The organism is Pseudomonas sp. Tun-23181, assembly GCF_057415455.1.
The window spans coordinates 5,634,267-5,658,136 of record NZ_CM171630.1 but is presented as its reverse complement, the minus strand read 5'-3'; the positions used below and the strand labels follow the sequence as shown (position 1 = coordinate 5,658,136).

General features: G+C 63.8%; 24 protein-coding genes and 1 pseudogene. 5 read left to right on the top strand and 20 right to left on the bottom strand.

Annotated features, from left to right (window positions below; translation table 11 throughout):
* Positions 1-268 precede the first annotated feature (268 nt).
* Positions 269-1,555, top strand: a complete 1,287-nt coding sequence (gltA, locus tag ACDI39_RS26595) for a citrate synthase (RefSeq protein ID WP_225790378.1) — start codon at positions 269-271, stop codon at positions 1,553-1,555.
* A 392-nt stretch (positions 1,556-1,947) separates the two neighbouring features.
* On the opposite strand, the gene ACDI39_RS26590 is transcribed toward gltA, so the two are convergent.
* The 20 genes from ACDI39_RS26590 to ACDI39_RS26495 all read right to left on the bottom strand — a co-directional run bounded on the left by ACDI39_RS26590 (position 1,948) and on the right by ACDI39_RS26495 (position 19,882).
* Complete coding sequence (locus ACDI39_RS26590) at positions 1,948-2,553, bottom strand: START domain-containing protein (protein WP_486537173.1); 606 nt, start codon at positions 2,551-2,553, stop codon at positions 1,948-1,950.
* Between the two features lie 33 nt (positions 2,554-2,586).
* On the bottom strand, positions 2,587-2,841 hold the full coding sequence (locus ACDI39_RS26585) for a YkgJ family cysteine cluster protein (protein ID WP_486537172.1): 255 nt from the start codon (positions 2,839-2,841) through the stop codon (positions 2,587-2,589).
* 120 nt (positions 2,842-2,961) lie between these two features.
* Positions 2,962-3,384: a hypothetical protein gene (locus tag ACDI39_RS26580; protein WP_253091005.1), complete on the bottom strand. Its 423-nt coding sequence runs from the start codon at positions 3,382-3,384 to the stop codon at positions 2,962-2,964.
* A 61-nt stretch (positions 3,385-3,445) separates the two neighbouring features.
* Complete coding sequence (locus tag ACDI39_RS26575; RefSeq protein ID WP_225790375.1) at positions 3,446-4,888, bottom strand: aminotransferase-like domain-containing protein; 1,443 nt, start codon at positions 4,886-4,888, stop codon at positions 3,446-3,448.
* Positions 4,889-5,221: 333 nt separating this feature from the next.
* Entirely contained in the window at positions 5,222-6,031 is an 810-nt protein-coding gene (locus ACDI39_RS26570; protein WP_486537171.1) for an OmpA family protein, read from the bottom strand.
* On the bottom strand, positions 6,028-6,381 hold the full coding sequence (locus ACDI39_RS26565; RefSeq protein ID WP_225790373.1) for a DUF4398 domain-containing protein: 354 nt from the start codon (positions 6,379-6,381) through the stop codon (positions 6,028-6,030). Before ACDI39_RS26565 ends, ACDI39_RS26570 begins: the two co-directional genes overlap by 4 nt.
* A gap of 9 nt (positions 6,382-6,390) precedes the next feature.
* Positions 6,391-7,212, bottom strand: a complete 822-nt coding sequence (locus tag ACDI39_RS26560) for a substrate-binding periplasmic protein (RefSeq protein WP_253101230.1) — start codon at positions 7,210-7,212, stop codon at positions 6,391-6,393.
* 340 nt (positions 7,213-7,552) lie between these two features.
* A complete protein-coding gene (locus ACDI39_RS26555) occupies positions 7,553-7,798 on the bottom strand; it encodes a DUF2274 domain-containing protein (RefSeq protein WP_000108283.1) in 246 nt (81 codons plus the stop codon).
* The gene (locus ACDI39_RS26550; RefSeq protein ID WP_003092274.1) at positions 7,795-9,075 is read right to left on the bottom strand and encodes a TraB/TrbI/VirB10 family type IV secretion system protein; all 1,281 of its coding nucleotides are present in this window, start codon (positions 9,073-9,075) and stop codon (positions 7,795-7,797) included. The genes ACDI39_RS26555 and ACDI39_RS26550 overlap by 4 nt, the downstream gene beginning before the upstream one ends.
* A gap of 2 nt (positions 9,076-9,077) precedes the next feature.
* Positions 9,078-10,070, bottom strand: coding sequence for a P-type conjugative transfer protein TrbG (gene trbG / locus ACDI39_RS26545; protein WP_000776560.1), 993 nt, complete (start codon positions 10,068-10,070; stop codon positions 9,078-9,080).
* Entirely contained in the window at positions 10,067-10,771 is a 705-nt protein-coding gene (gene trbF / locus ACDI39_RS26540; protein WP_001211312.1) for a conjugal transfer protein TrbF, read from the bottom strand. Before trbF ends, trbG begins: the two co-directional genes overlap by 4 nt.
* 18 nt (positions 10,772-10,789) lie before the next feature.
* Positions 10,790-12,157 carry a P-type conjugative transfer protein TrbL gene (gene trbL, locus ACDI39_RS26535; protein ID WP_023093366.1) on the bottom strand — a complete coding sequence of 456 codons (1,368 nt, stop codon included), beginning with the start codon at positions 12,155-12,157 and terminating at the stop codon, positions 10,790-10,792.
* A complete protein-coding gene (locus ACDI39_RS26530) occupies positions 12,154-12,480 on the bottom strand; it encodes a hypothetical protein (RefSeq protein ID WP_014603538.1) in 327 nt (108 codons plus the stop codon). Before ACDI39_RS26530 ends, trbL begins: the two co-directional genes overlap by 4 nt.
* A gap of 12 nt (positions 12,481-12,492) precedes the next feature.
* The gene (gene trbJ / locus ACDI39_RS26525) at positions 12,493-13,236 is read right to left on the bottom strand and encodes a P-type conjugative transfer protein TrbJ (protein ID WP_003092277.1); all 744 of its coding nucleotides are present in this window, start codon (positions 13,234-13,236) and stop codon (positions 12,493-12,495) included.
* Positions 13,233-15,683, bottom strand: coding sequence for a conjugal transfer protein TrbE (gene trbE / locus ACDI39_RS26520; protein ID WP_000933135.1), 2,451 nt, complete (start codon positions 15,681-15,683; stop codon positions 13,233-13,235). Before trbE ends, trbJ begins: the two co-directional genes overlap by 4 nt.
* 12 nt (positions 15,684-15,695) lie before the next feature.
* The gene (locus tag ACDI39_RS26515) at positions 15,696-15,965 is read right to left on the bottom strand and encodes a VirB3 family type IV secretion system protein (RefSeq protein WP_003092280.1); all 270 of its coding nucleotides are present in this window, start codon (positions 15,963-15,965) and stop codon (positions 15,696-15,698) included.
* Positions 15,962-16,348, bottom strand: coding sequence for a TrbC/VirB2 family type IV secretion system protein (locus ACDI39_RS26510; RefSeq protein ID WP_000150010.1), 387 nt, complete (start codon positions 16,346-16,348; stop codon positions 15,962-15,964). Before ACDI39_RS26510 ends, ACDI39_RS26515 begins: the two co-directional genes overlap by 4 nt.
* Positions 16,345-17,415: a P-type conjugative transfer ATPase TrbB gene (gene trbB / locus ACDI39_RS26505; protein WP_023093367.1), complete on the bottom strand. Its 1,071-nt coding sequence runs from the start codon at positions 17,413-17,415 to the stop codon at positions 16,345-16,347. Before trbB ends, ACDI39_RS26510 begins: the two co-directional genes overlap by 4 nt.
* Positions 17,412-17,888, bottom strand: a complete 477-nt coding sequence (locus tag ACDI39_RS26500) for a ribbon-helix-helix protein, CopG family (protein WP_000085131.1) — start codon at positions 17,886-17,888, stop codon at positions 17,412-17,414. The genes trbB and ACDI39_RS26500 overlap by 4 nt, the downstream gene beginning before the upstream one ends.
* Entirely contained in the window at positions 17,885-19,882 is a 1,998-nt protein-coding gene (locus tag ACDI39_RS26495; RefSeq protein WP_001163195.1) for a conjugal transfer protein TraG, read from the bottom strand. Before ACDI39_RS26495 ends, ACDI39_RS26500 begins: the two co-directional genes overlap by 4 nt.
* A 184-nt stretch (positions 19,883-20,066) precedes the next feature.
* Here ACDI39_RS26495 and ACDI39_RS26490 point away from each other — a divergent pair, with 184 nt between their 5' ends.
* The 4 genes and pseudogenes from ACDI39_RS26490 to ACDI39_RS26475 form a co-directional block, all read left to right on the top strand.
* Positions 20,067-21,371, top strand: a complete 1,305-nt coding sequence (locus tag ACDI39_RS26490) for an IS1380-like element ISPa33 family transposase (RefSeq protein WP_010793081.1) — start codon at positions 20,067-20,069, stop codon at positions 21,369-21,371.
* Between the two features lie 381 nt (positions 21,372-21,752).
* Positions 21,753-22,658 (top strand): LysR family transcriptional regulator, encoded by a 906-nt coding sequence (locus ACDI39_RS26485; protein WP_023093368.1) that lies wholly within the window; start codon positions 21,753-21,755, stop codon positions 22,656-22,658.
* A 281-nt stretch (positions 22,659-22,939) separates the two neighbouring features.
* Positions 22,940-23,470, top strand: a complete 531-nt coding sequence (locus ACDI39_RS26480) for an SRPBCC family protein (RefSeq protein WP_000043569.1) — start codon at positions 22,940-22,942, stop codon at positions 23,468-23,470.
* A gap of 101 nt (positions 23,471-23,571) precedes the next feature.
* Positions 23,572-23,751: pseudogene (locus ACDI39_RS26475) on the top strand (integrase core domain-containing protein); the annotation flags it as partial.
* Positions 23,752-23,870 lie beyond the last annotated feature (119 nt).

The following is a 23,870-nucleotide window of genomic DNA, read 5'->3' as shown; positions in this document are numbered from 1 at the left end:
AGCGGAACGGGCTTGCAAGCCCCTGGCGGTCGGTTGCGGAGTATAGACAGTTAGGCTGCTTATGACAACGTGAGGGGCTAGCCCAAATAGCGCATTGCCTTTGGCGAACAAAAGGCGTAAACGGGCGACAATTTCGCGAAAAAACAAGGCTGCGAGGGCGTTTCAACCAGCCTTTAGGCAAATTGACATTCGAATTTATCCCTCTATAGTGGTGCGGGCCCTGCGTGGGGGGTCTGTCTGATGATTTCAAGCATTAATAGGAGGCCACATGGCTGACAAAAAAGCGCAGTTGGTCATCGAGGGCGCAGCCCCCGTCGAGCTGCCCATTTTAACCGGCACCGTTGGTCCCGATGTTATCGACGTCCGCGGGTTGGGGGCTACCGGTCACTTCACCTTCGACCCTGGCTTCATGGCGACCGCATCCTGCGAGTCGAAGATCACCTATATCGATGGCGACAAGGGTGTCCTGCTGCACCGCGGCTACCCGATCGAACAGCTCGCCGAAAAATCGGACTACCTCGAAACCTGCTACCTGCTGCTCAACGGCGAACTGCCGAACGCCGAGCAGAAGGCCCAGTTCGTCAGCACCGTGAAGAACCACACCATGGTCCACGAGCAGCTGAAATCCTTCTTCAACGGTTTCCGTCGCGATGCCCACCCGATGGCGGTGATGTGCGGCGTGGTCGGCGCCCTGTCGGCGTTCTACCACGACTCCCTGGACATCAACAATCCGCAGCATCGCGAGATCTCTGCGGTACGCCTGGTCGCCAAGATGCCGACTCTGGCGGCGATGGTCTACAAGTACTCCATGGGCCAGCCGATGATGTATCCGCGCAACGACCTGTCGTACGCGGAGAACTTCCTGCACATGATGTTCAACACCCCGTGCGAGATCAAACCGATCAGCCCGGTACTGGCCAAGGCGATGGACCGGATCTTCATCCTCCACGCCGACCACGAGCAGAACGCCTCCACCTCCACCGTGCGCCTGGCCGGTTCCTCGGGCGCCAACCCGTTCGCCTGTATCGCCGCCGGCATCGCCGCGCTGTGGGGCCCGGCCCACGGCGGCGCCAACGAGGCGGTGCTGAACATGCTGGACGAGATCGGTGACGTGTCGAACATCGACAAGTTCATCGCCAAGGCCAAGGACAAGAACGATCCGTTCAAGCTCATGGGCTTCGGCCACCGCGTGTACAAGAACCGCGACCCGCGCGCCACCGTGATGAAGCAGACCTGCGACGAAGTGCTCAGCGAGCTGGGCATCAACGATCCGCAGCTGGAGCTGGCCATGCGCCTGGAAGAGATCGCCCTGACCGATCCGTACTTCAAGGAGCGCTCGCTGTACCCGAACGTCGACTTCTACTCGGGCATCATCCTCAAGGCGATCGGCATTCCAACCAGCATGTTCACCGTGATCTTCGCCCTGGCGCGTACCGTGGGCTGGATCTCGCACTGGAAGGAAATGCTCTCCGGCCCGTACAAGATCGGCCGCCCGCGCCAGCTGTACACCGGTCACGAGCAGCGTGACATCGTTGACCTGAAGGATCGCGCCTAAGGGTTGCCTGGCAACGCCGGATGCGTGACATGAAAAAGACCACTCTTGGGTCAATGCCGGTCAGTTAGGCTTTCAGTTGTCATTTGGGGCCGCTTCGCGCCCCATCGCCGGCAAGCCGGCTCCCACATTGTCCGTGCAAACCGCATCGTGTGTGGTCGCCGCGGCCCCTGTGGGGGCCGGCTTGCCGGCGATGGGCTGCAAGGTAGCCCCAAAAATGACAAAGCGCCGCTTAACTGACTGACATTAACCCTTGGGTGGCCTTTTTCTTTGGGCTTTCTGGCGTACGAATATCCGTTTGAGCAGTGGCACCACCGCCGGGGCCGCTTCGCCCCCCTAGGACCGAAAGCTCCGTAAACACACCAACCCAGCCTCCACCGAGATGGCGCACAACCTCAAGGCTTCTCGGCCAACTGCCGCAACCCCTTGAGCGTATTGAACGGCGCATCCACCACGAACGTGTTGGCCAGCCACGAAGGCACGCTCCCCCCAGGCTCGGTATGCACCTGGTAGGTCACTTCGGTACTATCCCCCTTGGGCACCAGCTTCCAGTACCCCTTCACCTGCGCCACCCGCACATAGCCCTTCTCCTCGGGAATGTATTTGGGATCCTCCTCGATCCTGCGGGTCACGCTGCCGTCGGCCTCGGCGGTGGTGGTCACGTGCAGGACCGAATCACGCGGCGTCACCGGCCAGGGCGTATTGAACTGGGTATAGGTCCAGCTCTGGTCACCTTCATGCTTGAGCAACTTCTGCGACTTGCACTCATGGATCCAGGCACAGGCGCCTGCCACATCCTCCTGCAGCGCCTTGACCTTGGCCAGCGGCGCCTTGATCACCGTCACCCCACGGTAGGCCTTGTACTTGGAGCCAGGCACCTTGCTCAGGGACACCCTGATCCCCTCCTCGTCCTTGGCTACCTGCCAGTTCTCGGCCCAGGCGGCCGGCGCCAGCAGGACACCCATGCCACACAGCAGTGCAATACGCTTGAACGATCTCATCATCTTTGTCCTTGTTGTCGAAGTTCCAGCCTGTCACGCCGCCGTCATCTGCTCCAGCCAACCGAGAATCCTGATCGCTTCGTCGCGGTCGTCGCCGCATACCTCGACGTCCGCCTTGAAACCACCACACACCTTCGGTCGCTCGGGCTTGCCGAACAGGTCGCAGAGGTTTTCCACGGTCAGGTGCAGGCAACGCTCACCCGCCGGCTTGCCTTGGGGCATGCGCGGCATCGGCGAACTGATGGAAGGTGCGATGCAGCAGGCGCCACAGCCCTCTCGGCATTTCATGAAAACAGGACTCCCTGGAACAGAATGGGACGAGCGTCCCTGGATGGTAACCGCTCAAACATACGTTTGAAATTGCTGGCCGGATGAAATCTGCCCTGACCGGGCAGTCAGTTGGACCGACTACTGGCGGAATTCGAAATCGATGGCTGCCCCGTCCACATCACGCCGGCTGTCGTTGCGCAACTGCAGCTGCATCTCGTTGCTGATCAGGCGGCCATTGAGCTGGAACGGACTGTCGTCGGACATCGGCTTTACCGGGAACATGGACGGCAACAACGGCGCGCGACCTGGCGTCGAGGTGCCGACGTCGGGCTTGAGGTCCTTGACCATCTCCACAGGCAGGCTCAAGTCCAGCTTGGGCTTTGGCAGCGGTTTCGCCACGGCCTTACGCAGTGGTTTGCGCGCCACGGGCTTGGGCTTGGCCACGACCGCGCCGGGTTTCGATTGCGCCTGGACCGCCGGTTGTGCAGCCTGCAGCGCCCCACTGGACAGGCACAGAGGCGCCAGGCAGAAGAACAGGGCAAGAGAGCGAAGCGCTTTCATCGACATCGAAGGCCAGCTGCAAAGATGCGTATGCTCTCTGTTCCTTTCGCGCCTGGCAAGCCTACAGCAGCGAACCTGCCGGCGCCTTGCACAGCTGGTGGGCCAGCAACCCGAGGGTGATCACCGCGCGCTCCGCCTCCTTGTTCCACGGAATACCGCAATTGAGCCGGATGCAGTGGTTGAACTGCTCGGTGTTGCTGAAGATCAGCCCCGGCGCGATGCTGATCCCCTGCTCCAGCGCCCGCACGTGCAACTCCTGGGTATTGACCCGCCCCGGCAGGCTGACCCAGAGGATGAAGCCCCCCGTGGGCCGGGTCATCTGCGTACCTTCCGGAAAGTGCTGCTGCACTGCCAACTGATAGGCACTGAGGTTCTTGCGGTACTCCTGGCGGATGTAGCGCAGGTGTCGATCATAGCCTCCGTTCTCCAGGTAGGCCGCCACGCCCATCTGCGTCACGCTGCAGGCCGAATGGGTGGTGAAGGTCTGCAGGCGCTGGATCTCGTCCTGGTAGCGCCCGGCGATCATCCAGCCGACACGCACCCCTGGCGACAAGGTCTTGGAGAAACTCGAGCAGTAGATCACCCGGTCCAGGCGATCGAAAGCCTTGAGCGCCTTGGTGCGCCCCTGCTCGAACATCAGCTCGCCGTAGATATCGTCCTCGACGATCTGGATGTCGAAGTCCGAGGCCAGGCGCAACAGCTGCTTCTGGCGCTCCTCGGGAATGGTGCCGCCGAGCGGGTTGCTCAGCCGCGGGGTCAGCACCAGGGCCTTGATCGACCACTGGTTGGCCGCCAGTTGCAGGGCCTCGAGGCTGATGCCAGTGGACGGATCGCTGGGAATCTCGATGACCTTCAGGCCCAGCAGGTCGGCCAGTTGCAGCAAGCCGTAGTAGGTCGGCGATTCGGCGGCGATCAGGTCGCCCGGCCGGGTCAGCACCCGCAGCGACATCTGCAGGGCATCGACGCAGCCGTGGGTGACCACGACCTCGCGCGGATCGACCAGCACCCCGGCATCGCGCATGCGGATAGCGATCTGCCGGCGCAACGGCTCGAAGCCGGGGCTGAACATATAGCTGAACGCCCGTGGGCTATGGAAGCGCGTGACCTTGGCCAGTTGCTGGTGCAGCGCCCGCACCGGCAGGTAGTCCACGTGGGGCACCGCCGCACCGAACGGGAACACGCCATCGCGCCGCGCCTCGGTCAGCACCTGCTGGATGATACTGGCGCGGGTGACCAGGCCAGGCCGCTCGACCCGGGCGATATCCGGTGTCTGGGCGGTCAGCGCTGGGGTCTGGTGCACGTAGTACCCCGACTGCGGACGCGCGCGGATCAGCCCCTGGTCCTCCAGGTTGGCGTAGGCCTGCAGCACCGTGGCGTGGCTGACGTTGAGCTGGGCGCTCATCTTGCGTACGGACGGTACGCGCTCGCCGGGCTGGTAGACACCCCGGCGGATGTCGTCGGCCAGTTGCTGGGCGATGCGCTGGTACAGCAGCAGGTTGGTCATGGCGGTTTCTCGAAGCGCAAACGGGTTCGTTGTTCTTGTGCGGCTCACTGACGAGACAGAATACCGTAACAGTTGCAAAGTGTACTGGGACAGATCGCAGAATAGTCAACAATACAGTTGCGTGACAGCCATGCGATGGATGCTGGCGCTTCGTTCCGACGAATGAAGAACTGGCCTCGTTCGCGCCCGATATGATCTGCGCCGGCCCTTTTGGGGGCGCTTCGCGACACAAGGCCGCTCTCACAGGTACGGCGCTGGATTACAGCGCAGCGTCGTACCTGTGAGAGCGGCCTTGTGTCGCGAAAGGGCTGCGCAGCAGCCCTGGCTCGAATATCAGCGCACCGGCGCCAGCTTGCCCTTGTCGTCGGAGAAGACGATCTCCACCCGCCGGTTCTGCGCCCTGCCCCGCTCCGAGGCATTGGCCTCGACCGGGTACTGGTCGCCATAACCCTCGACCTGGATGCGCTTCTCGTCGACACCGAGGTCGACCAGCATGTCGGCCACGGCCTGGGCCCGGTCGCGAGACAGCTTGAGGTTGTCCTCGGGAGCGCCGGTGCTGTCGGTATAGCCCTCGATGCGCACCACCCGACGCGGGTTGAGCTGAAGGAACTGGACCAGCTTGAGGACTGTGCGGCTGGCCGAGTTCTTCAGGTCGGCGCGCCCGGTATCGAACAACACGTCGCCCAAGGTCATCACCAGCCCTCGGTCGCTCTGCTCGGAAGCCAAGGCGGCGATCTGCGCCTCGACCCACTTGCCCTGCTGCTGCACACTGGCCAGCTTGGCCTCGCGCAAGGCCAACTGCAGGCGCTGGCGCTCCAGATCGAGCTTGGCCAGCCGCTCCTGGTTCAGCGCCAATTTGGCGTGCTCGCCGGCAATCTCGCTGTAGCGCCGGCTCAGGTAGGCATAGTGGCGAACATCGGCCCCGGTACCGATGTAGCTGGACAGACGCTCGGCCTTGGCCAGCGACTCGCCTGCGCGGATCACATCGCGGGGAGCGCTGCGCAGCACATCGGAATCGTCCTTGACCCGCTGGAATGCGGTGCTGGCCTCATCCAGCGCCGAGGCGCTGCGCTGGCTGGCGCAGCCCTGCAAACCGACCAGCGCCAGCAGCGCCAGGGCGGCCATCGATGGCTTGCCCATCATGGCTGCACCTCCAGCTGCTTGCGCAGGCGCGTGACCCGCGATTGCAGCAGCTCGAGCTGCTCCTCGCTCTTGCTGGTCAGCACCTGGGCCTCGGCCAGACGCGCATCCAGCTCGGCCTGCTCGGCACGCATGCGCGCTTCACGGTAGCTTGCACGGGTCATGTTGGCCTTGGCCCGCGCCAGTTTGTCTTCAGCCAGCTTGAGCGCCTCCACCTGGTCGGTGGCGCCGACGGCCTTGGCCTGCTCCAACGCCTGTTCGGACAAGCGCAGTTGCTCGTTGGGCGCCGGATCGTTGGCGCAGCCCGACAGGCCAAGCACGACCAGGGCCAGGATCAATGGTTGGGTTCTCACGCAATCTTCCTACTGTTTGGGAGCATCCTGCGGCCCCTGCATCTGTGCCTTCCAGCGCTCGACATTGCGCTGCAGCACCGCCTCGGATGCCCCGGAAATCGGCAATTCTGTCAGTTTTTTCGCCAGTTGTCCGCGCAACCAGGCGTCATTGCAGGCCGAGTTGTGCGACACGGCCAGGTACAGGCCCGGGCGGTCCACCGGCAGGCCACGGGCGATCAGGTCGTTGCCCATGCCCAGGCTCTGCATCATGCCCATGCCCGCATAACGGCCAGCCAGCACGTAGTCGACCTGACCCAGCACCAGCTTCTGGAACGCCTGGGTCAGGTTCTGCGCCGGCTCCAGATTGAGCTGGGCCTTGGCAAAGGCTTCGAAGGCCGGCGTCAGGCGTGCCCTTTCCGAGAGGCTACCCCGATAGCGGGCCAGGTCCGCCGGGCCATCGAACACCACCGAGGCGTCATGACGAGTCCAGACCAGATACTCGTTGAGCTGCAGGGGCGGATGGATATAGTCCAGCGCGGTCAACTGGCCTACCTGCATGGGGGTATCGACCAGCAGGTCCATGCGCCCGCTGCGTACCTCCTCCAGCGCCTGCTCGCGCTTACCGGCGTGCAATACCTCGAGCGACACGCCAAGCTCCCTGGCCACCTGGCGCAGCAAGTCGACATTGGCACCGATCAGGTGCCGGGGGTCGTTCGGGTCCTGCCAGGAATACGGTGGCGCATCCGGGCTGCCGGTCGCCACCAGGCGCTCGCACTTGCCCGCCGCCATCGCCAGCGGCGACAGCAGCGCTGCCACGCAGGCCAGCGCCCTGCCCGTTCCGCGAAACTCCATGCCTCACTCCTCACGCTATCAACCCTGCAGGCTCGGCCTCGCACACAAAAAAGTGCCGGTGTCAATTCTTTCGCGCAAATCAAGAAGGACTTGAAACCGTATATGGGACAGTAGGTTAGCTCCTTTCGGGGCCGCTTAGAAGAAGAGCGGCGTTGTCGGCTAGGAGCGACATAGGAGCGTTGGGAGAGAAAGCCGCATCGCACTGTGTAGTGCTGGATTGCCGAGGAACGGCGGGCCTGTCGCATCATCATAGCCCAACAGGCTCGGCGGCATCCAGAATGAAGAACGCGCAGCCTGGGCTGCGCGTTCGATGGATGCCGTTGAATAGCATGCGGTGCAATCATGGCGGCTTCGGTGGTGTGCTGCGGGTCGCCGTGCCCTTCCTGAATCCTCGATCCCCCGCCATGAACGCTTCCAGCATATGCGGGATCAGCGTCGCCGCATCAACGGCCTCGCCATACGCCTGCGCGTGTAGCGCGGCGTAGCGGTCGAGGTCGACTTTCAAGCTGGTCGGGCAAACGAAAGTCAGCTTGGTGCTCTCGGTCTTCGGCAGCGGGCCGAGCCGCAGCTTCTTGGTCGTGCTCATCGTGAAGTCCCCCGGTTGAAGAACAGCGGCTGGTACGGCCGCAGCACCAGATCCCGGTTGACGATGATGCGAACCGGCAGGCCCGGCCGTTGCGTTAAGGTCGGCTGGATGTTGAGGTTGCGCCGGGTCATCTCCTGGCCGACCTGATTGATGCTGTCCTGCGCGCTGTCGCGCCCAGCGATGATGACGCGATCACCATCCTGCCGGTTCTCCGGCGCGGCCAGCTCGGCACCGACGCCCAGCAGCGTGGTGAGTGCCGCACCGGCAAAGATGCGGCCCCAGTGGTAGTCCACATCGTCCTCCAGCCCGGCATAGCCGGCTGGGTCGGTGCCGGCCAGGTTGTCGAGCGTGAGCGAAGACGTGTCCGGCAGGATGATCCGGTTCCAGACGACTTGAACGCGGCTCTGCCCGTAGCTGACCTGGCTGTTGTATTTGCCCAGGATGCGCGAACCCTGCGGAATCAGCAGGAAGCGCCCGGTGGCTGTGTCATAGACCGGCTCCGTCACCGTGGCGATCACGTCGCCGGGCAAGTCCGACTTGATGCCCGTCACCAAGGCACCTGCGACCACTGTTCCGGCCATAACCTGATACGGCGAAATTGGCAGAGTCAGATTGCCGGAATTACGGGTTTCAGTGGGGCCAGCTTTCATGAAAGCCTCTTTCTGGTCTTGCCGGTTTTGCACCGCTGTCGGGTCAGCAGGTTGGGCCGCCGTGGAGGCCGGCCCGGCCGCCAGCGGGTCAAACGCCGCATTGGCGGCGAAGCCCGGCGCAGCGGCCACCTGTGTCTGCGCTACCGGCGCCGCATTCTGCCCACCCGAGCGGAAGAACACGGACGAGGCCGCGGCCGCCTCGGCTTCTTTTCGCAGGGCATCGTTCGGGTCGTGACCGGGGGCCGCGTAGGCAGCCGTCGCCGGTTGCTGCGACTTCACGATAGCCGGGCCAAGATCGCCCGGCAGCGGTGGCCCTAGTTCGGGAACGGCAGGCAGCAACGCCGGCGGCAGCTTGGAATAGTCCGTCGGCAGCGCATCCAGTCCTTCCGACTTTGACACGCGATCGACGTTGTAAAGCTCGGTCTGCTCGCCTGTGCTGCGTCGATGAGGTTGCAGCGACCACATCAGCGCGCCGAGCACGGCGACCGCTAGGACGCCGGCAAGGATGGCCAGCGAGCGCCGGTTCAGGCGTGTGACTGGACGCGGCTGGGCGCGCAGCGCCACTGCCTCCGGCGCCACCTTGTCCGCCTGCGGCGCGGCAAGGTCGGGAGTGTCATCCTGGCTCATGGTCAGTTCCTCCGTGCAACACCATCGGTGCGCTCGATCCGCACCACGTCGCCGCCATCGCCGCCCAGCCGCAGTTCGGCCGCGCCGAACAGGCGATCCACGACGTAGTACGGCGAGCGAAAACGGTAGTTCACCAGTTGCCCGTCGCCCTGCGCGCCGATGACAAACAGCGGCGGCAGCTCGCCCTGGGCGATGCCCGGCGGGAACTGGATATAGACCTTCTCTCCATCATCGAAGGCGCGCAGAGGCTTCCACGGCGGGTTGCTGCCCGATACCGCGTAGCGGAAGCGGATCTTGTCCAGCGACAGGCCCGTATCGACAGGCGTTGTTGCCTGCGCTGCCTGCGCCTGGCGCTGCAACGCGAGCATTCGGTCTTTCGGATAGTCCCAGGACACCGACGCCATCCATGCCCTCTCGGTCGAGGTCAGCTCCAGCAGGTAGGTGCGCCGACTGGTGGTGATGACGAGATTGGTTTTCAGACCGGAGCGGATAGGCTTGACCAGCACATTGACGCGCAGATCGGCCCCGCCGCCGCTGGACGTGTCGCCCACGATCCAGCGCACGGTATCGCCGGCGGCGACCGTTACCAGTTCCTCGCCCGGTTGAAGCGAAACCACCGTCACGCGCCCCGGCGACGCATAGACCTGATAAAGCGCGCCATCGGTGAACGGCCACACCTGAATCGCGTTGACGTAGCCCTCACGGGTAGGCGCGATACGCGCTTCTGCATTGGCACGGGAAACGCGCACCTTTTCGTCGGCCGGCTCCGGCGCAACGGGGGCCTCATCGAGTTCCGGCAGGGGCTTCAACTGCGCCGGCAGCGCCAGCGGTTCAGGGACGGCGACGACTTCGACGGGCTTGGGCGGTTCGGGCAACGGCTGGGCCAGCACCGTCTCGTCGAGCGAGATGGATGGCGGCGGCTTCCCCTGCGAGGCGCAGCCCGCGAGGGCCAGCAGCGTCAAAGGAACAACGTAAAGGCGGAAACGAAGTTTCATGGTTTGGCTCCTTCGGAAGAATCCAGTTCGCGGCTCCATGACAGGCCGTTGACGTAGATACCCAATGGGTTCTTGAGCAGGCGCTGTTCAGTACGCGGGGTTTGCAGGACGGTCGAAAGCACGGCGTTCCAGCGTTCGGTGCCGGCGGGCGCACCGTTGACATAGCGCTGCTCTGTCCAGCGCACGTTGAAAGACGTGTCGCTCGCGCGAACCACGCTGGTGATTTGCACCGTTACCGATTCCTTGCCGATGCGGGCGAATGGGTCATTGGTGCGGGCGTAGTCGTTGAGCACCGCCGCGCCCTTGTCGGTGGTGTAGTCGTAGGCATCGAGCCAGTTCTGCCGCACCACGATGGGGTCGATGGACAGCGAGCGAACCAGCGTCACGAAGCGCGCCAGGTGGTGCGCGATCTGCGCGTCGCCGGGCCGGTACGGCGTGGCGGCCTCTCCCACGGCGCGCACCTGCCCGGCTTGATCGACCTCGATGACATAGGGCGTCACGATGGACTGCGCCGAGCGCCACACCAGGCCGCCGGCCATCAACAGCGCGAGCACTAGGCAGCCGAAGGCCATCAGGCGCCAATTCTTCGCCTGCACGCGGGCGGAGCCGATACGGTCGTCCCACACCTGGGCGGCGGCTTGATACGGGGTGGCAGGCTGCGGCGTATCGGCGTAGCGCACCTGCGGTCGTTTGAATCGCATGGGTGTTCTCCTTGAAGGTTAGGTATCGGAATCCCGCAGGCTCGGGCCTTGCCCGGAGCCGCCGCCGTCGCCGCCGCGCAGCGTGTGGGCGGCAGTGGTCGCGGCATGGGTAGCCTGCTGGCGGCGGTGCATCCGCTTGGCCCAGGCCGGTTGCTGTTGCTTCTGCGAGCCTGCGGTGCCGTCTGCGGTCTGGCCGGGGCCAGCACCGTCGCTGCCGGCTTCTGTGCCGTTCCAGCCAGCGCGGAAGGAGTCGGCCACCTTCTGCCCAACAGCGGAAGCACCAGAGGTGACGCTGCGGCCTGCGGCTTGTGCGCCAGTCTTGGCGACATTGCCGAGGCCAGCCGCCGCGCCCTTGGCACCGCCGCCGGCCGCAGCGGAACCGGCCTGGAACGCCGATCGGGCACTGCCGGCCGCCGAAGTCGCGGCACGCGCACCGGCACCGGCCAGCTTTGCGGCCGCCGGGGCCATTCGTGCCCCGGCCATGACGGCGCCGCCCACGCCCGTTACGGCGGCGCCGATGGCAACGCCGGTGCCGACAGCCCCGACCGCAGCACCAGCCATCGCGCCCGCACCAAGCTGTGGCGCACCGGACACCAGGCCGGTGGCGATACCGGGGCCGAAAATGCCCAGCGCCAGCAGCGCGAGCGAGGCCAGCATCACGACCAGCGCGTGGTCGATGGATGGTTCGTCGGGATGCACCTGGAACTCGGCGAACAGGCCTGAACCGATGCCGACGATGACGGCCAGCACCAAGACCTTGATGCCTGACGACACCACGTTGCCTAGCACCTTTTCCGCGAGGAACGAGGTCTTGTTCCAGAGTGCAAACGGGATCAAGACGAAGCCGGCGAGCGTAGTCAGTTTGAACTCGATCAGCGTGATGAAAAGCTGTACGGCCAGCACGAAGAAGCAGAGGATCACCACCAGCCAGGCGATGAACAGAACCACGATAGGGTCGATGTTCACGAACACCTCGGGGAACCCAGCCATGTCCCCGATCTGTTCCAGAATCGGCGCGGCTGCGTCGATGCCGGTCTTCGCCAGCCGGCCCGGCTGAAGGAAGTTCTCCATCGTGATGGCCGAGCCGGTAGCGGTAATTCCCAAGCCGGCGAACGAGCGGAACACGATGCTCGCCAGCCAGTTGAAGTTGCCGATGATGTAGGCGAACGCGCCGACACAGAGCACCTTGCGCAGCAGCTTGGCGATCACGTCGTCGCCCTGGCCGGTGGCGTGGCTCATGGCCCAATACAGGCCAGCGATCGTCATGTCGATGACGATGAGCGTGGCGGTGAGAAATGCCACTTCGCCCTGCAATAAGCCGAAGCCCGAGTCGATGTAGCGCGAGAACGTATCGAGGAAACGGTCGATGATGGTCACGTCGTTCATGGCGAATCCTCGGGCGGAGTGAGCGGAACGGCGCCCTCTGGCAATTCATCTGCGGGCGTATCGAAGCTCGGCGGAATCGGCGGGAGTTCAGCCAGCGAGTTGTATTCATCCGGCCCGGTATGGCCGGCGAAGAAGCGCCGCCGGAAGGCTTCAGCGGCGGCGCGGCAGGCATCCTCGCCCACGGCCTGCCGGTCGGCCGCGCATTGCCCGCGCAACGCCTTGAGCCGCACCGGATCTGCGGCCAGGGCGTCGGCCAGGTTCTCGGCCGGCTGCTGGCCGCACGCGGTCAGCAGCACGGCCATCAGGACGGAAGCGCATCGCATGGCCGCCTCCGGTCAGTTGTTATAGAAGTTGACGGACTGCGGCGTGTACGGCGTGCCGGTGCCCAGAAAGCGCCGCCGCACTTCGCGGGCGCGCTCCATAGCCGCCGCTTGCCGCGCCAGTTCCAGTGAAGCGGCCCGGTCTTGCGTGATCTGGAGCTGCTGCGCCTGGATCGACTGCTTGGCCTGCAAAGCCAGGAGCTGGTTCGTCGCCTGCATCGCTTGCAGCGCGCCGGTGGCCGACTGGCTCTGGCTCACGAGATCGGCCAGCGCGCTTTCGTCTTGGGCGAGGTTCTGCGACACCTGCGCCTGCATCCGCATCGCGGTGTGCAAGCCGTTCAAGGTGTTCTGCCAGCGTTCGCGGGCGTCCTGTGCCATGCGGTCGCCGCTGATGGTGGCGGCGTACTGTTCCGGGTACAGGCGGGCGAACGTGGCATCCATGCTCTGCACGTCGTAGGCCAAGCCGCGCGCCTCGGCGATCAGGCGCTCGGTGGTGGCGAGCGTCGAGCGCAGGCGGTTGACGATGTTGAAGTCGAGATTTGCCAGGTTCCTGGCCTGGTTCATCAACATCTGCGCCTCGTTCTGAAGCTGGTTGATCTGGTTGTTGATCTGTTCCAGCGTGCGCACGGCGGTCAGCGTGTTCTGCACGAAGTTGGACGGGTCGAACACCGTCAGCGCGGATGCGGGCTGCACGGCCAGCAGCGATACCGACAGCACGGCAGCGAGTGAGACAGAGAGCAAACGGGGCTTGGTCTTCATGGTGAAACCTCCAGCGGTTGAGAAGCGAGAAAGGAAGCTGCCGCCGGAGCGGACGGCAGCAGGTCGGCGGCCCAGCCGAGGCCGCGATGGCGCAGCCACGCGCCGGCGAAGCCGGGAGCGCCGGCCTGCGTCAGCACGCGGTCAATATCGCGTTGGTCTTGAGGGGTGGATGCGCCCGCGAATGCGAGCGCGACAGGCCCCAGGTCGAGGTCGAACAGGCGATTGCCGAGGCGCGACTGGTAGTAGTAATCGCGCTTGGGCTGTGCGGTCGCCACGATCTCAATCTGGCGGCTGTTCAAGCCGAAGCCTTCGTAGATCGTGCGAATCTGCGGCTCGGTGGCCTGCGGGTTAGGTAAGAAGATCCTGCTCGCGCAGCTTTCGATGATGGCTGGCGCGATGGTCGAGTCCTTGATGTCGGCCAGCGACTGCGTGGCAAAGATGACGCTGACGTTCTTTTTTCTGAGCGTCTTGAGCCATTGCCGGATGCGGGCCGCGAAGGACGGCTCATCGAGGAACAGCCACGCTTCATCGAGGATCAGCAGCGTGGGCGCGCCGTCAAAACGTTCGTCGAAGCGGGCGAACAGGTAGCGCAGCACTGCTTGCACGGCGGCGGGGCTGTGCATCAGTTCTTCCATCTCAAAGCCCTGCACGTCGGCCATGCCCAGCCGGTCGTGGTCAGCGTCCAGCAGCTTGCCGTGGGCGCCGCCCAACACATAGGGCGCGAGCGCTTGGCGCAGCGCGTTGGACTGCAATAACACCGACAAGCCGGTCATGGTGCGCTGCTCCACTGGCGCACCGGCAAGGCTTCGCAGCGCCGACCAAATGGCAGCCTTCTCGTCCGGGCCGACCGTCACGCCTTCGTGCAGCAGCCGGCCCTCCACCCATTCGGCGGCCCAGGTGCGGTAGCCCTCGTGGGCTATTCGCGCGAGTGGCTGGAAGGCGATGCCGCCATCGGCACCGAGGTCGTAGTGCTCACCGCCAAGGCCGAGGATGGTGGCGCGCATCGAGCGCCCCATGTCGAAGGCGAAGATCCGCGAGCCGAAGTAGCGCCGGAACTGCATGGCCAATATGGCGAGCAGCACCGACTTGCCCATGCCGGTCGGCCCGGCGACAAGGGTGTGCCCCACGTCGCCGATGTGCGTCACCAGCCGGAACGGCGTCGCGCCATCGGTGCGGGTGACGATCAGCGGCGGGCCATCGAGGTGTTCGTTCTTCTCCGGCCCAGCCCATACCGCTGACATCGGCATCATGTGCGCCAGGTTCAGCGTCGAAACGATGGGCTGACGCACGTTCGCGTATGCGTTGCCGGGGACGGACGACAGCCAGGCATCGACTGCGTTGAGGGTTTCGGGGATGGTCACGAAACCCCGGCCCTGGATGACGCGCTCCACCATGCGCAGCTTCTCGTCGGCCACGGCCGGGTCGGCGTCGAGCACCGTCACCGTGGCGGTGAGGTAGCCGAAGGCGACTTGATCGCTGCCCAGCTCCTGCAAGGCGGCATCGGCGTCGGCGGCCTTGTTGCTGGCATCGGTATCGACCAGCGGGCTTTCCTGCTGAAAGATCGTTTCGCGCAGCAGCGCGATGACGTTCTTGCGCTTGGCGAACCATTGGCGCCGCAAGCGCCCCAATTCCCGTTCCGCCTCGGCTTTGTCCAGGCACAGGAAGCGCGTACTCCAGCGATACGCAAAGCCCAGGCGGTTGAGGTCGTCCAAGATCCCCGGCCAGGTCGAGGTCGGGAAGCCTCGTACCGACACCACGCGCAGGTGCTGATCGCCCAGCATGGGCGCCAGGCCGCCGACCAGCGCGGCATCGGCCAGCAGTGCGTCGATATGGAACGGCACGTCGGGCACGCCGACGCGATAGCGCCGCGTGGAGACTGTGGCATGCAGGTAGGTCAGCGTCTGGCTATCGTCCAGCCAGGCAATCTCCGGCATCACACCATCGAGCAGGTCGAACACGCGATCGGTCTCTGCCACGAAGGAATCAAGCCGACCACGCCAGTCCACACCCTCAGTGGGCCGGTTCTCGTACAGCATCCCAGCCGCACGGGCGCGAGACTCTTGCGGCGGTAGGTGTTGCAACGTGAAGTGATAGACGCTCTCGAAATGGCCATCCGACTCCTCGAACGCCGCGCGTCGCTCCTCATCCACCAGCCAGGACAGTGGTTCGGGAAAGGAGGATTGCGGATAGCTCGATGCCCGCATCCGCTCGGCCTCGATATAGAAGGCCCAGCCAGACCCGGTACGGCGAAGCGCGTTGTTCTGCCGCGCCGACGTGGCAATCAGCTCGCCCTGTGTCGCACTGTCCAAGTCGGGGCCGCGAAACTGGAACGTGCGTTGAAACGAACCATCTTTGTTCAGCACAACGCCCGGCGCGACCAGCCCGGCCCAGGGCAGCCAGTCGGCAAGCAAGGCCGGGCGCTGACGATATTCGGCAAGGTTCAGCATGGCGTCCTCCCCTCACACGTCCAGAAGCGGGCGGTGTTTGATATGCCGCGCGAAGACCTGCATGAACTGCGGATCGACGCGCGCACCCCATACGGCCAGCGAGTGGCCGACGATCCAGAGCACCACGCCGGGAATCCACAGTTGCAGGCCCAGCCCGACGGCGGCGGCTAGCGTGCCGTTGGCAATCGCCACGGTGCGCGGCGCACCGCCCAGCAGGATCGGCTCGGTCAGCGAGCGATGCAGCGGCACTTCAAAGCCCGGAAGATCGGTGGCCTTACTCATACGACGGCCCCTCCGGAGAAGCTGAAGAACGACAGGAAGAACGAGGACGCGGCGAACGCGATGGACAGGCCGAACACGATCTGGATCAGCTTGCGAAAGCCGCCGCTGGTATCACCGAACGCCAGCGCAAGCCCCGTCGAGATGATGATGATCACCGCCACGATCCGGGCGACTGGCCCTTGGATGGATTCGAGGATGGAGGTCAGCGGCCCTTCCCACGGCATCGAGGAACCGGCGGCCTGCGCCGTGCCCGCCAGCAACAGCATCAGCGCGGCCAGCAGCAGCCCTTGCCCTGCGGGACGGGCCAGGTGGCGCAGCCGCGCCATGCTGGACAGGCGAGAAATAGGATTTACGGAAAGACGGAAAGCATCAACGTGCGTCATGGCAGTTCTCCAGGTTGGTCAGGGGTCGAGGAAGGCGCAGCGGCAGCGGCTGCAAGAGGAACCGGCGGCAGCTCGGGAAACGGCGTTTCCAGCGCATCTGTCAGGCGATAGCCCGCACCGTCGAAGCCGACGACACGGGAGATGGTTTCGACGTGACGTTTGCGGCCACGGCCTGCGATGTGAATCACCACGTTGACCGCCTCGGCGATCAGGGCGCGGGGCGGATTCACTGCCACTTCGAGGATCAGTTGCTCCAGACGCAGCAGTGCGCCCAAGGCGGAGCCGGCATGGATGGTGGCAATGCCGCCGGGGTGGCCGGTGCCCCAGACCTTCACCAAGTCCAGGGCTTCGCCGCCACGCACTTCGCCGACGATCACGCGGTCAGGCCGCAGGCGCATCGTGGCCCGCACCAGCTCGGTCATTGTGACGACGCCGGCGCGGGTGCGCAGCGGCACATGGTCGCGGGCCGCGCATTGCAGCTCGATGGTGTCTTCGAGCACCAGCACGCGGTCGCCTGTGGCGGCGATCTCGGCCAGCAGCGCGTTCGCCAGCGTGGTCTTGCCGGTGCTGGTGCCGCCGGCGATCAGGATGTTCTGCCGCTCGCGCACGGCGCGGCGCAGGAACTCGGCCTGCCCGGCGGTCAGGATGCCGTCGGCCACGTAGCGATCCAGGCCGATGATGCTCACGGCCCGCTTGCGTAGCGCGAAGGCTGGCCCCGGGGCGGCCGGAGGCAGGATGCCCTCGAAACGCTCGCCGGTTTCCGGCAACTCGGCGGTCAAGAGCGGCTGGCCGCGATGCACCTCCGCGCCGACATGCGCGGCGACCAGGCGGATGATGCGTTCACCATCGGCCTCGGGCATCTCCACGCCCAGCGGCGAGCGACCCGACGACAGCCGATCCACCCACAGGGTGCGATCGGGGTTGAGCATGATTTCCACAACATCCGGATCTTCGAGCGCAGCGGCGATCAGCGGCCCCATCGCCGTGCGCAGCATCTGGATGCGGCGATCCTGGGACGCCGCGGCGGATGAGCGAGATTCAGGCGGAATCTGCGGAACGGCACTCATGACGCACGCTCTGCAGCTCGCTCATCGGCGGACGCCATCGCTGCTGCGTCATCCATCCGCATCGGATCGGGGTGCAGTTCCTCCACCACGTCGCGCACCAGACTGCGGCCACGCAGCAGGTGGCGACCCAACTGCTCGACGAACTGCTCGAAGCGCGCTTTGCCCTGGGCGCGGGCCGCGTCCTTGTGGGCTTCTGGCACCGGCGTGCTGATGGTCAAGAAATAGCGGATGAACAGCGCCAGCGTTTCGATCTGGATGTTCTGGTCGCGCTCCATGCGTTCGGTCTGCCGCGACAGTCGATCCAGCCGCTTGGCAATGGCGGCCTCACGCTGGTCGCCCGCATCGGGTGACAGCCAGGACGCCAAGGCCGCTGCGACGATGGAGGACTTGGACACGCCTTTCTTGGCGGCAAGTTCATCCAGGCGCTTGGCGTGCTCGGGCTGGATGAAAAGATTGAGGCGGTATTGGCTCATAGGTCGATTCCGTCGTTGGGGTCGAGAGAAGCCAGCCGGGCCGTGCGCTGCATGGCCGGGTCGAGCTGGCCGGGAAGCGGGAGCGCCAGGTCGTCGTCATCGAGCAGCTCCAGGTCGTTCGCACACGCGTCCAACTCGGGCTCGTAGGCGACGGTTTCGGAGAGTTCGAGCTGGCGGCGCGGGCCGCCGTCATCGGTGCCGCCCGGACCATCGGCGGATACCGAGGTCGGCGCCGTAGGTACGGCCGGGATCGCCAAGCCGCTCCAGTCGTCGGGGCGGGCTGGCGGCGCGTCGGCGTACCTCCCGACTGCGAGCACGGGCGGTGGCAGGACGCGATCCTTGAAATTGGCGTCGACGTAGTAACGCAGCTTCTTCGCGCGGATCGGGGCAACGCTGGACACCATGACTACGGCGTCCTCAGGTGGAAGCTGCATCACCTCGCCGGGCGTCAGCAGCGGACGTGCAGTTTCCTGACGCGACACCATCAGGTGCCCCAGCCACGGAGCGAGGCGGTGGCCCGCGTAGTTGCGCTGCGCGCGAAGCTCGGTGGCGGTGCCGAGGGTTTCGGAAATCCTTTTCGCCGTCCTTTCGTCGTTGGTGGCGAAAGTCACCCGGACATGGCAGTTGTCGAGGATGGAATGGTTCTGCCCATACGCCTTGTCGATCTGGTTCAGGCTTTGAGCGATGAGAAAGCTGCGGATGCCGTAGCCGGCCATGAAGGCAAGCGCGGACTCGAAAAAATCGAGGCGACCCAGCGCCGGAAACTCGTCCAGCATCAGCAGCAGCTTGTGCCGGCGCGCGATGCCATCGCTGCCGTCGAGCGATTCGGTCAGCCGCCGCCCGATCTGGTTCAAGATGAGCCGGATCAGCGGCTTGGTGCGGCTTATGTCGGAGGGCGGCACCACCAGATAGAGCGATACCGGGTGCTCGGCGGAAATCAGGTCGGCGATGCGCCAATCGCAGCGCGATGTGACTTCGGCCACGGTCGGGTCGCGGTACAGGCCGAGAAACGACATGGCGGTGGAGAGCACGCCCGATCGCTCGTTGTCCGACTTGTTGAGCACTTCGCGGGCAGCGGATGCGACAACCGGGTGAGGCGCATCGCCCAGGTGCTTCGTCGTCATCATCCGGTGCAGCGTCAGCTCGAACGGACACGCCGGGTCGCTGAGGAAGTTGGCGACGCCGCGCAGCGTCTTGTCCTCGCCTGCGTACAGAACATGCAAGATTGCACCGACCAGTAGCGCGTGGCTGGTCTTCTCCCAATGATTGCGCTTCTCTAACGCACCTTCAGGGTCAACCAGAATGTCGGCGATGTTCTGCACGTCGCGCACTTCATGTGCGCCGCGCCGGACTTCAAGCAGCGGGTTGTAGGCGGCCGACTGCCTATCGGTGGGGTTGAAAAGCAGGCAGTGCGAAAAGCGCGAACGCCAGCCCGCCGTGATCTTCCAGTTCTCTCCCTTAATGTCGTGAATGACGGCGGACGCCGGCCACGAAAGCAACGTAGGCACCACCAAGCCCACGCCCTTGCCCGAGCGCGTGGGTGCGAAGCTCAGGACATGTTCCGGCCCCTCATGTCGGAGGTATTGGTCGTCGTGTTGGCCGAGGAAGACGCCCGCCGGGAGGGTCAGTCCAGCTTTGCGGATGTCGACGGCATCGGCCCAGCGTGCCGAACCATAAGTCGTAACCAGCCGCGACTGCCGAGAACGCCATACCGACATGGCGATGGCGACGAGTAAAGCGAACAAACCGCTACCACCCGCAATCGCACCGCCTGTGTCGAAGACGTGCGGCGCGTAGGCATCAAAGAAGAACCACCATTCGAACAAGCGCCACGGGTGATAAACCGGTACACCTAGAAGATCGAACCAGGGCGATCCGAGGCGTACTTGATAGCCAAGGGTCGCTGCTGTCCATTGTGTGGCGCCCCAGACGCCGGCGATCACGATGCCGATTACCACAGCGATCTGGCCGAACAGAACGTTCGTCCCTTGCATGACCTGTCCTCCGATTTCTCCTGCGCTGGTGTCTCATTGAAAGCGTTGCACAGGGGGTGTCGCAGGCGTCAGGATCGGTTCTGGGCTAGCCCGGATTTCTCATGACCGCATAAACAAAAACGGCTGAAAGCCTTATGATTCTTGTCGCCAAACAAAGCCCCATAAGTCTTCAGCCGCGCACAAAATGCTACCAGAAAAACTCCACTTTTCACCCCTCTCTCGCCGCCTCGTCGAGGCCTCTTTCACCGGTGGTCACATCACCTCGGATGCGGGCTTGTTGCTGCTGCGCGAGGTCGACCGGCAACATGGCTTGACCCGCCGCCTGGCCAAAATCGTTCCCGATCGGCGTGATCCTGGGCGTGTCCAGCATGGACTGCAGACACTGCTCGCCCAGCGTATCTATGCACTGGCCGCCGGCTACGAGGATCTCAACGATCATGACGGCCTGCGCCATGACTACGCGCTGCAGACTGCGGTCAACCGCCTGCAACCGCTGGCCGGCAAATCCACTCTGGGGCGCCTGGAACAGCAAGCCGATCGCGAAACGGTGGTGCAAGCCCATCGCCTGCTGTGGGAGCACTTCATCGCCCAGCATGACCAGGCGCCGGCTGAGATCGTGCTCGACTTCGATGCGACCGATGTGCCGGTGCATGGAGATCAGGAAGGGCGCTTCTTCCATGGCTATTACGACCATTACTGCTTCCTGCCGCTCTATGTGTTCTGTGGTCGCCATCTGCTGGTGAGCTATTTGCGCCCGAGCAACATCGATGGCGCCCGACACAGTTGGGCCATCCTGGCACTGCTGGTCAAGTTCATTCGCCGCTTCTGGCCAGAGACCCGCATCGTGTTCCGCGGTGACGGCGGTTTTTGCCGACATCGCATGCTCGACTGGTGTGACCGCAAGCAGGTGGATTATGTGGTGGGTCTGGCCCGCAACACCCGCCTGCAGCGGATGGCGGCGCCGGCCATGCAAGCGGTCGCCGAGGCCTACCAAGAAACCGGGCAGAAGATGTCCGGCGTGTATCGCTTCCTCTATCAGGCCGGTAGTTGGCGTAGGCGCCGCCTGGTCGTGTCGCGCCTGGAACATGGCGAGCAGGGTGCCAATCCACGCTTCATCGTCGTGTCCCGCTTTGCCGAGGATGCTGCCCAGCAGTACTACGAAGACTACTGCGGCCGTGGCGACATGGAGAATCGGATCAAGGACCAACAGTTGGATCTGTTCGCCGACCGCACCTCCAGCCCACGCTGGTGGACCAACCAGTGGCGGCTGATGCTGTCGGCCTTTGCCTATGTGCTGTTCGAACGGCTACGCGATCATCTCCAGGGCACCGCATTGGCGCGCATGAGCATCCATAACCTGCGCTTGAAACTGCTCAAGATCGGTGCGGTGATCATTCGCAACAGCCGGCGCATCCGCGTGCTGATCAGCGAGGCCTATCCGCATCAGGAACTCTTTGCGGGGCTGGTTGCCCGCCTCAAGCCGACCTGAACAGGCGGGCGCCCCCGGCCCGGCTCAATGGGGGAAAGGGGGCAGTGCGCCCCATACGCGGGAATTGAATAAAAAACGATCAATTTTTAGCGGTGGAAGGCAGGTTGTTGATACGCCGAGGCTTCACCGGCCACGCCTGCCGGCCTCATGAGAAATCCGGGCTAGTGCCGGTCAAAGACCGTTCGCAGCACAATGGTCGAGGGAAAAGAAAGAATGAGCGCGGTGGCGAGTCAAAGAAAAGCGCCGCAAGCGAAAGCGCACTGCGGCGCATACAGAGTTCCAAGCAAGTTACCCAAAAAAAGCCGTCAATGGGCCTTGCTTCCACTCATAGGCAATATTTAGATATCATGAAAAACGATGATATTTAAGATTGGAATAAAAATGAAAAATATCAAGAGTATGGATCTCAACTTGCTCAAGGCGCTGGACGCATTGTTAGACGAACGCAATGTGACACGGGCGGCGGCCCGTCTGGGACTAACCCAGCCGGCCTTGAGTGGCATGCTGACGCGGTTGCGCGAGAGCTTCGGTGACCCGCTTTTCGCGCGCTCGCAGCGGGGTATCGTTCCAACGCAGCGGGCGCTGGATCTAGGGATGCCTGTCAAGCAGGTGCTCGCCGAAATCGACGCGCTGCTCCAGCCACCTTCCTTCAATCCGGCCACCGCACAACTGACCTTCTCCATCGCCGCGACGGACTATGCGCTGCGTGCCGTTGCTGTCCCATTTCTATCGGCACTTAAACGGCACGCACCGCGTGTACGAGTCTCATTAGTGCCAGTCGAGAGCGGGCAGCTACAGAACCAGCTTGAGCGCGGTCAGATCGATTTAGCCCTCCTGACGCCAGAGATCACTCCGCCAAATCTGCATGCCCGAGAGCTGTTCAAGGAACACTATGTGTGTGTCCTGCGGGAAGACCATCCTGCGGCTATGGGGCGCAAGCTGACCGTTAAACAGTTCTGTGCTCTCGACCATGCGCTTGTTTCCTACGATGGTGGAGGTTTCCGCGGCGTCACCGACGATGCGCTAGAACAGTTGGGCAAACGACGCAGCGTCACACTGTCGGTCAAGAGCTTTCTGATCTTGCCAGACATCCTGCGTGCCAGTGACATGGTTGCGATCTTGCCGAGCCGCTTGGTCGCCGGTATGGACAAGCTGGCTATCTCCCTGCCGCCGGTGAAGATACCGGGGTTCACCAAGACGGCTGCTTGGCACGAACGCACCCATCACGATCCAGCACATCGCTGGATACGAGCACTGCTGTTCACTTCCTGTGCTAACAACAAGTAGGCAAGATCGCTCCTATCGTCATGCTCAGCACAACTCTACCTCGCACTACAAATAAGCAATCAGTCGGCTCAATTGGAGACGCGCCCTTTCGTAGCGCCGCTGCGAGATAGCCTAGTCGGTGGATGGCAGAACCTAGGCCTTGATATCATATTTTATGATATCAAAAATAGAAACTTAGGATTTCACTTATTGCAGATGGAGGCTCATGATTTGCTCCATGACCACTTGAATGACGCAGCCACCCCTGTTGCGTCATCGACATTTTGTGAAGGAGCTTCGATATGAGCAAGCAACAGAACGCCATCCTCTGGCCCGAAGGCTACACGCCGGGCTTTACTGAGAATTTCGCCTCCAATGAGATCATCGCCGCCGGCTTGAGCGCGGCCGACGTATGGCCTCTACTCGTCACACCATCGCTGTGGCCAAGCTACTACGCCAACTCGGCTAACGTGTGCTTTCATGACGGCAAAGGCCCGGTACTGGCCGACGGCGATCGGTTTTACTTCGAGACCTTCGGCTTCCCGGTAGAGGGGCAGTGCAACGAATACGTGCCACCTGCGGATGGGCAACCCGGCCGCGTGGCCTGGCACGGCTGGTCCGGCGAGGAAGGCACAGATACGCGCCTGGATGTGCATCACGCCTGGCTGGTTGAGAACCTGGACGGCAGGCGCGTGCGCATCCTCACGCAGGAAACTCAGAAGGGCAAACCGGCCGAGGAGCTGCACAACGCCAAACCCAACCCGATGATCAACGGCCATCAGGACTGGCTCGACAGCTTGGTCGAGGCAGCGCGCAAAGCCAAGCAGGCGTAGTGGTCTCCGGCCGCTTGATCCCAAGCGTCTGAACGGAGAAAACCATGATGAGAACTCCCCTCAGGATTCTGCTGGTCCTGACTTCGCAGGCAACGATGGGCGACGAACTGCTCAACCGCGAATGGTTCCGCAGTCGGACCGAAGCGAAGGTGCTGATCGAACGTTGGCGACAGTTCTACAACGAGCAGCGGCCGCATAGCGCGCATGCTTACAAACCGCCGGCGACGATCCGGCGCAACTGGATCCAATCCGATAGCATCCCCTCCGAACTCACTGCCTGACTGGCTACAAAGTTCGTACTCAGGTCACCTTGGCGCAGGCACTGAAGGTGGAGCCACCCGGAATGGGTGCTCCCACCGCCTTACGCGCACTGGCTCGAACTCTCCCGAGGCGCCGGCAA

Excerpts from the sequence above, each read along its gene's own strand:
- gltA (WP_225790378.1), top strand. The coding sequence starts at position 269 with ATGGCTGACAAAAAAGCGCAGTTGGTCATCGAGGGCGCAGCCCCCGTC.
- ACDI39_RS26590 (WP_486537173.1), bottom strand. The coding sequence starts at position 2,553 with ATGAGATCGTTCAAGCGTATTGCACTGCTGTGTGGCATGGGTGTCCTG.
- ACDI39_RS26585 (WP_486537172.1), bottom strand. The coding sequence starts at position 2,841 with ATGAAATGCCGAGAGGGCTGTGGCGCCTGCTGCATCGCACCTTCCATC.
- ACDI39_RS26580 (WP_253091005.1), bottom strand. The coding sequence starts at position 3,384 with ATGAAAGCGCTTCGCTCTCTTGCCCTGTTCTTCTGCCTGGCGCCTCTG.
- ACDI39_RS26575 (WP_225790375.1), bottom strand. The coding sequence starts at position 4,888 with ATGACCAACCTGCTGCTGTACCAGCGCATCGCCCAGCAACTGGCCGAC.
- ACDI39_RS26570 (WP_486537171.1), bottom strand. The coding sequence starts at position 6,031 with ATGATGGGCAAGCCATCGATGGCCGCCCTGGCGCTGCTGGCGCTGGTC.
- ACDI39_RS26560 (WP_253101230.1), bottom strand. The coding sequence starts at position 7,212 with ATGGAGTTTCGCGGAACGGGCAGGGCGCTGGCCTGCGTGGCAGCGCTG.
- ACDI39_RS26555 (WP_000108283.1), bottom strand. The coding sequence starts at position 7,798 with ATGAGCACGACCAAGAAGCTGCGGCTCGGCCCGCTGCCGAAGACCGAG.
- ACDI39_RS26550 (WP_003092274.1), bottom strand. The coding sequence starts at position 9,075 with ATGAGCCAGGATGACACTCCCGACCTTGCCGCGCCGCAGGCGGACAAG.
- trbG (WP_000776560.1), bottom strand. The coding sequence starts at position 10,070 with ATGAAACTTCGTTTCCGCCTTTACGTTGTTCCTTTGACGCTGCTGGCC.
- trbF (WP_001211312.1), bottom strand. The coding sequence starts at position 10,771 with ATGCGATTCAAACGACCGCAGGTGCGCTACGCCGATACGCCGCAGCCT.
- trbL (WP_023093366.1), bottom strand. The coding sequence starts at position 12,157 with ATGAACGACGTGACCATCATCGACCGTTTCCTCGATACGTTCTCGCGC.
- ACDI39_RS26530 (WP_014603538.1), bottom strand. The coding sequence starts at position 12,480 with ATGCGATGCGCTTCCGTCCTGATGGCCGTGCTGCTGACCGCGTGCGGC.
- trbJ (WP_003092277.1), bottom strand. The coding sequence starts at position 13,236 with ATGAAGACCAAGCCCCGTTTGCTCTCTGTCTCACTCGCTGCCGTGCTG.
- trbE (WP_000933135.1), bottom strand. The coding sequence starts at position 15,683 with ATGCTGAACCTTGCCGAATATCGTCAGCGCCCGGCCTTGCTTGCCGAC.
- ACDI39_RS26515 (WP_003092280.1), bottom strand. The coding sequence starts at position 15,965 with ATGAGTAAGGCCACCGATCTTCCGGGCTTTGAAGTGCCGCTGCATCGC.
- ACDI39_RS26510 (WP_000150010.1), bottom strand. The coding sequence starts at position 16,348 with ATGACGCACGTTGATGCTTTCCGTCTTTCCGTAAATCCTATTTCTCGC.
- trbB (WP_023093367.1), bottom strand. The coding sequence starts at position 17,415 with ATGAGTGCCGTTCCGCAGATTCCGCCTGAATCTCGCTCATCCGCCGCG.
- ACDI39_RS26500 (WP_000085131.1), bottom strand. The coding sequence starts at position 17,888 with ATGAGCCAATACCGCCTCAATCTTTTCATCCAGCCCGAGCACGCCAAG.
- ACDI39_RS26495 (WP_001163195.1), bottom strand. The coding sequence starts at position 19,882 with ATGCAAGGGACGAACGTTCTGTTCGGCCAGATCGCTGTGGTAATCGGC.
- ACDI39_RS26490 (WP_010793081.1), top strand. The coding sequence starts at position 20,067 with ATGCTACCAGAAAAACTCCACTTTTCACCCCTCTCTCGCCGCCTCGTC.
- ACDI39_RS26485 (WP_023093368.1), top strand. The coding sequence starts at position 21,753 with ATGAAAAATATCAAGAGTATGGATCTCAACTTGCTCAAGGCGCTGGAC.
- ACDI39_RS26480 (WP_000043569.1), top strand. The coding sequence starts at position 22,940 with ATGAGCAAGCAACAGAACGCCATCCTCTGGCCCGAAGGCTACACGCCG.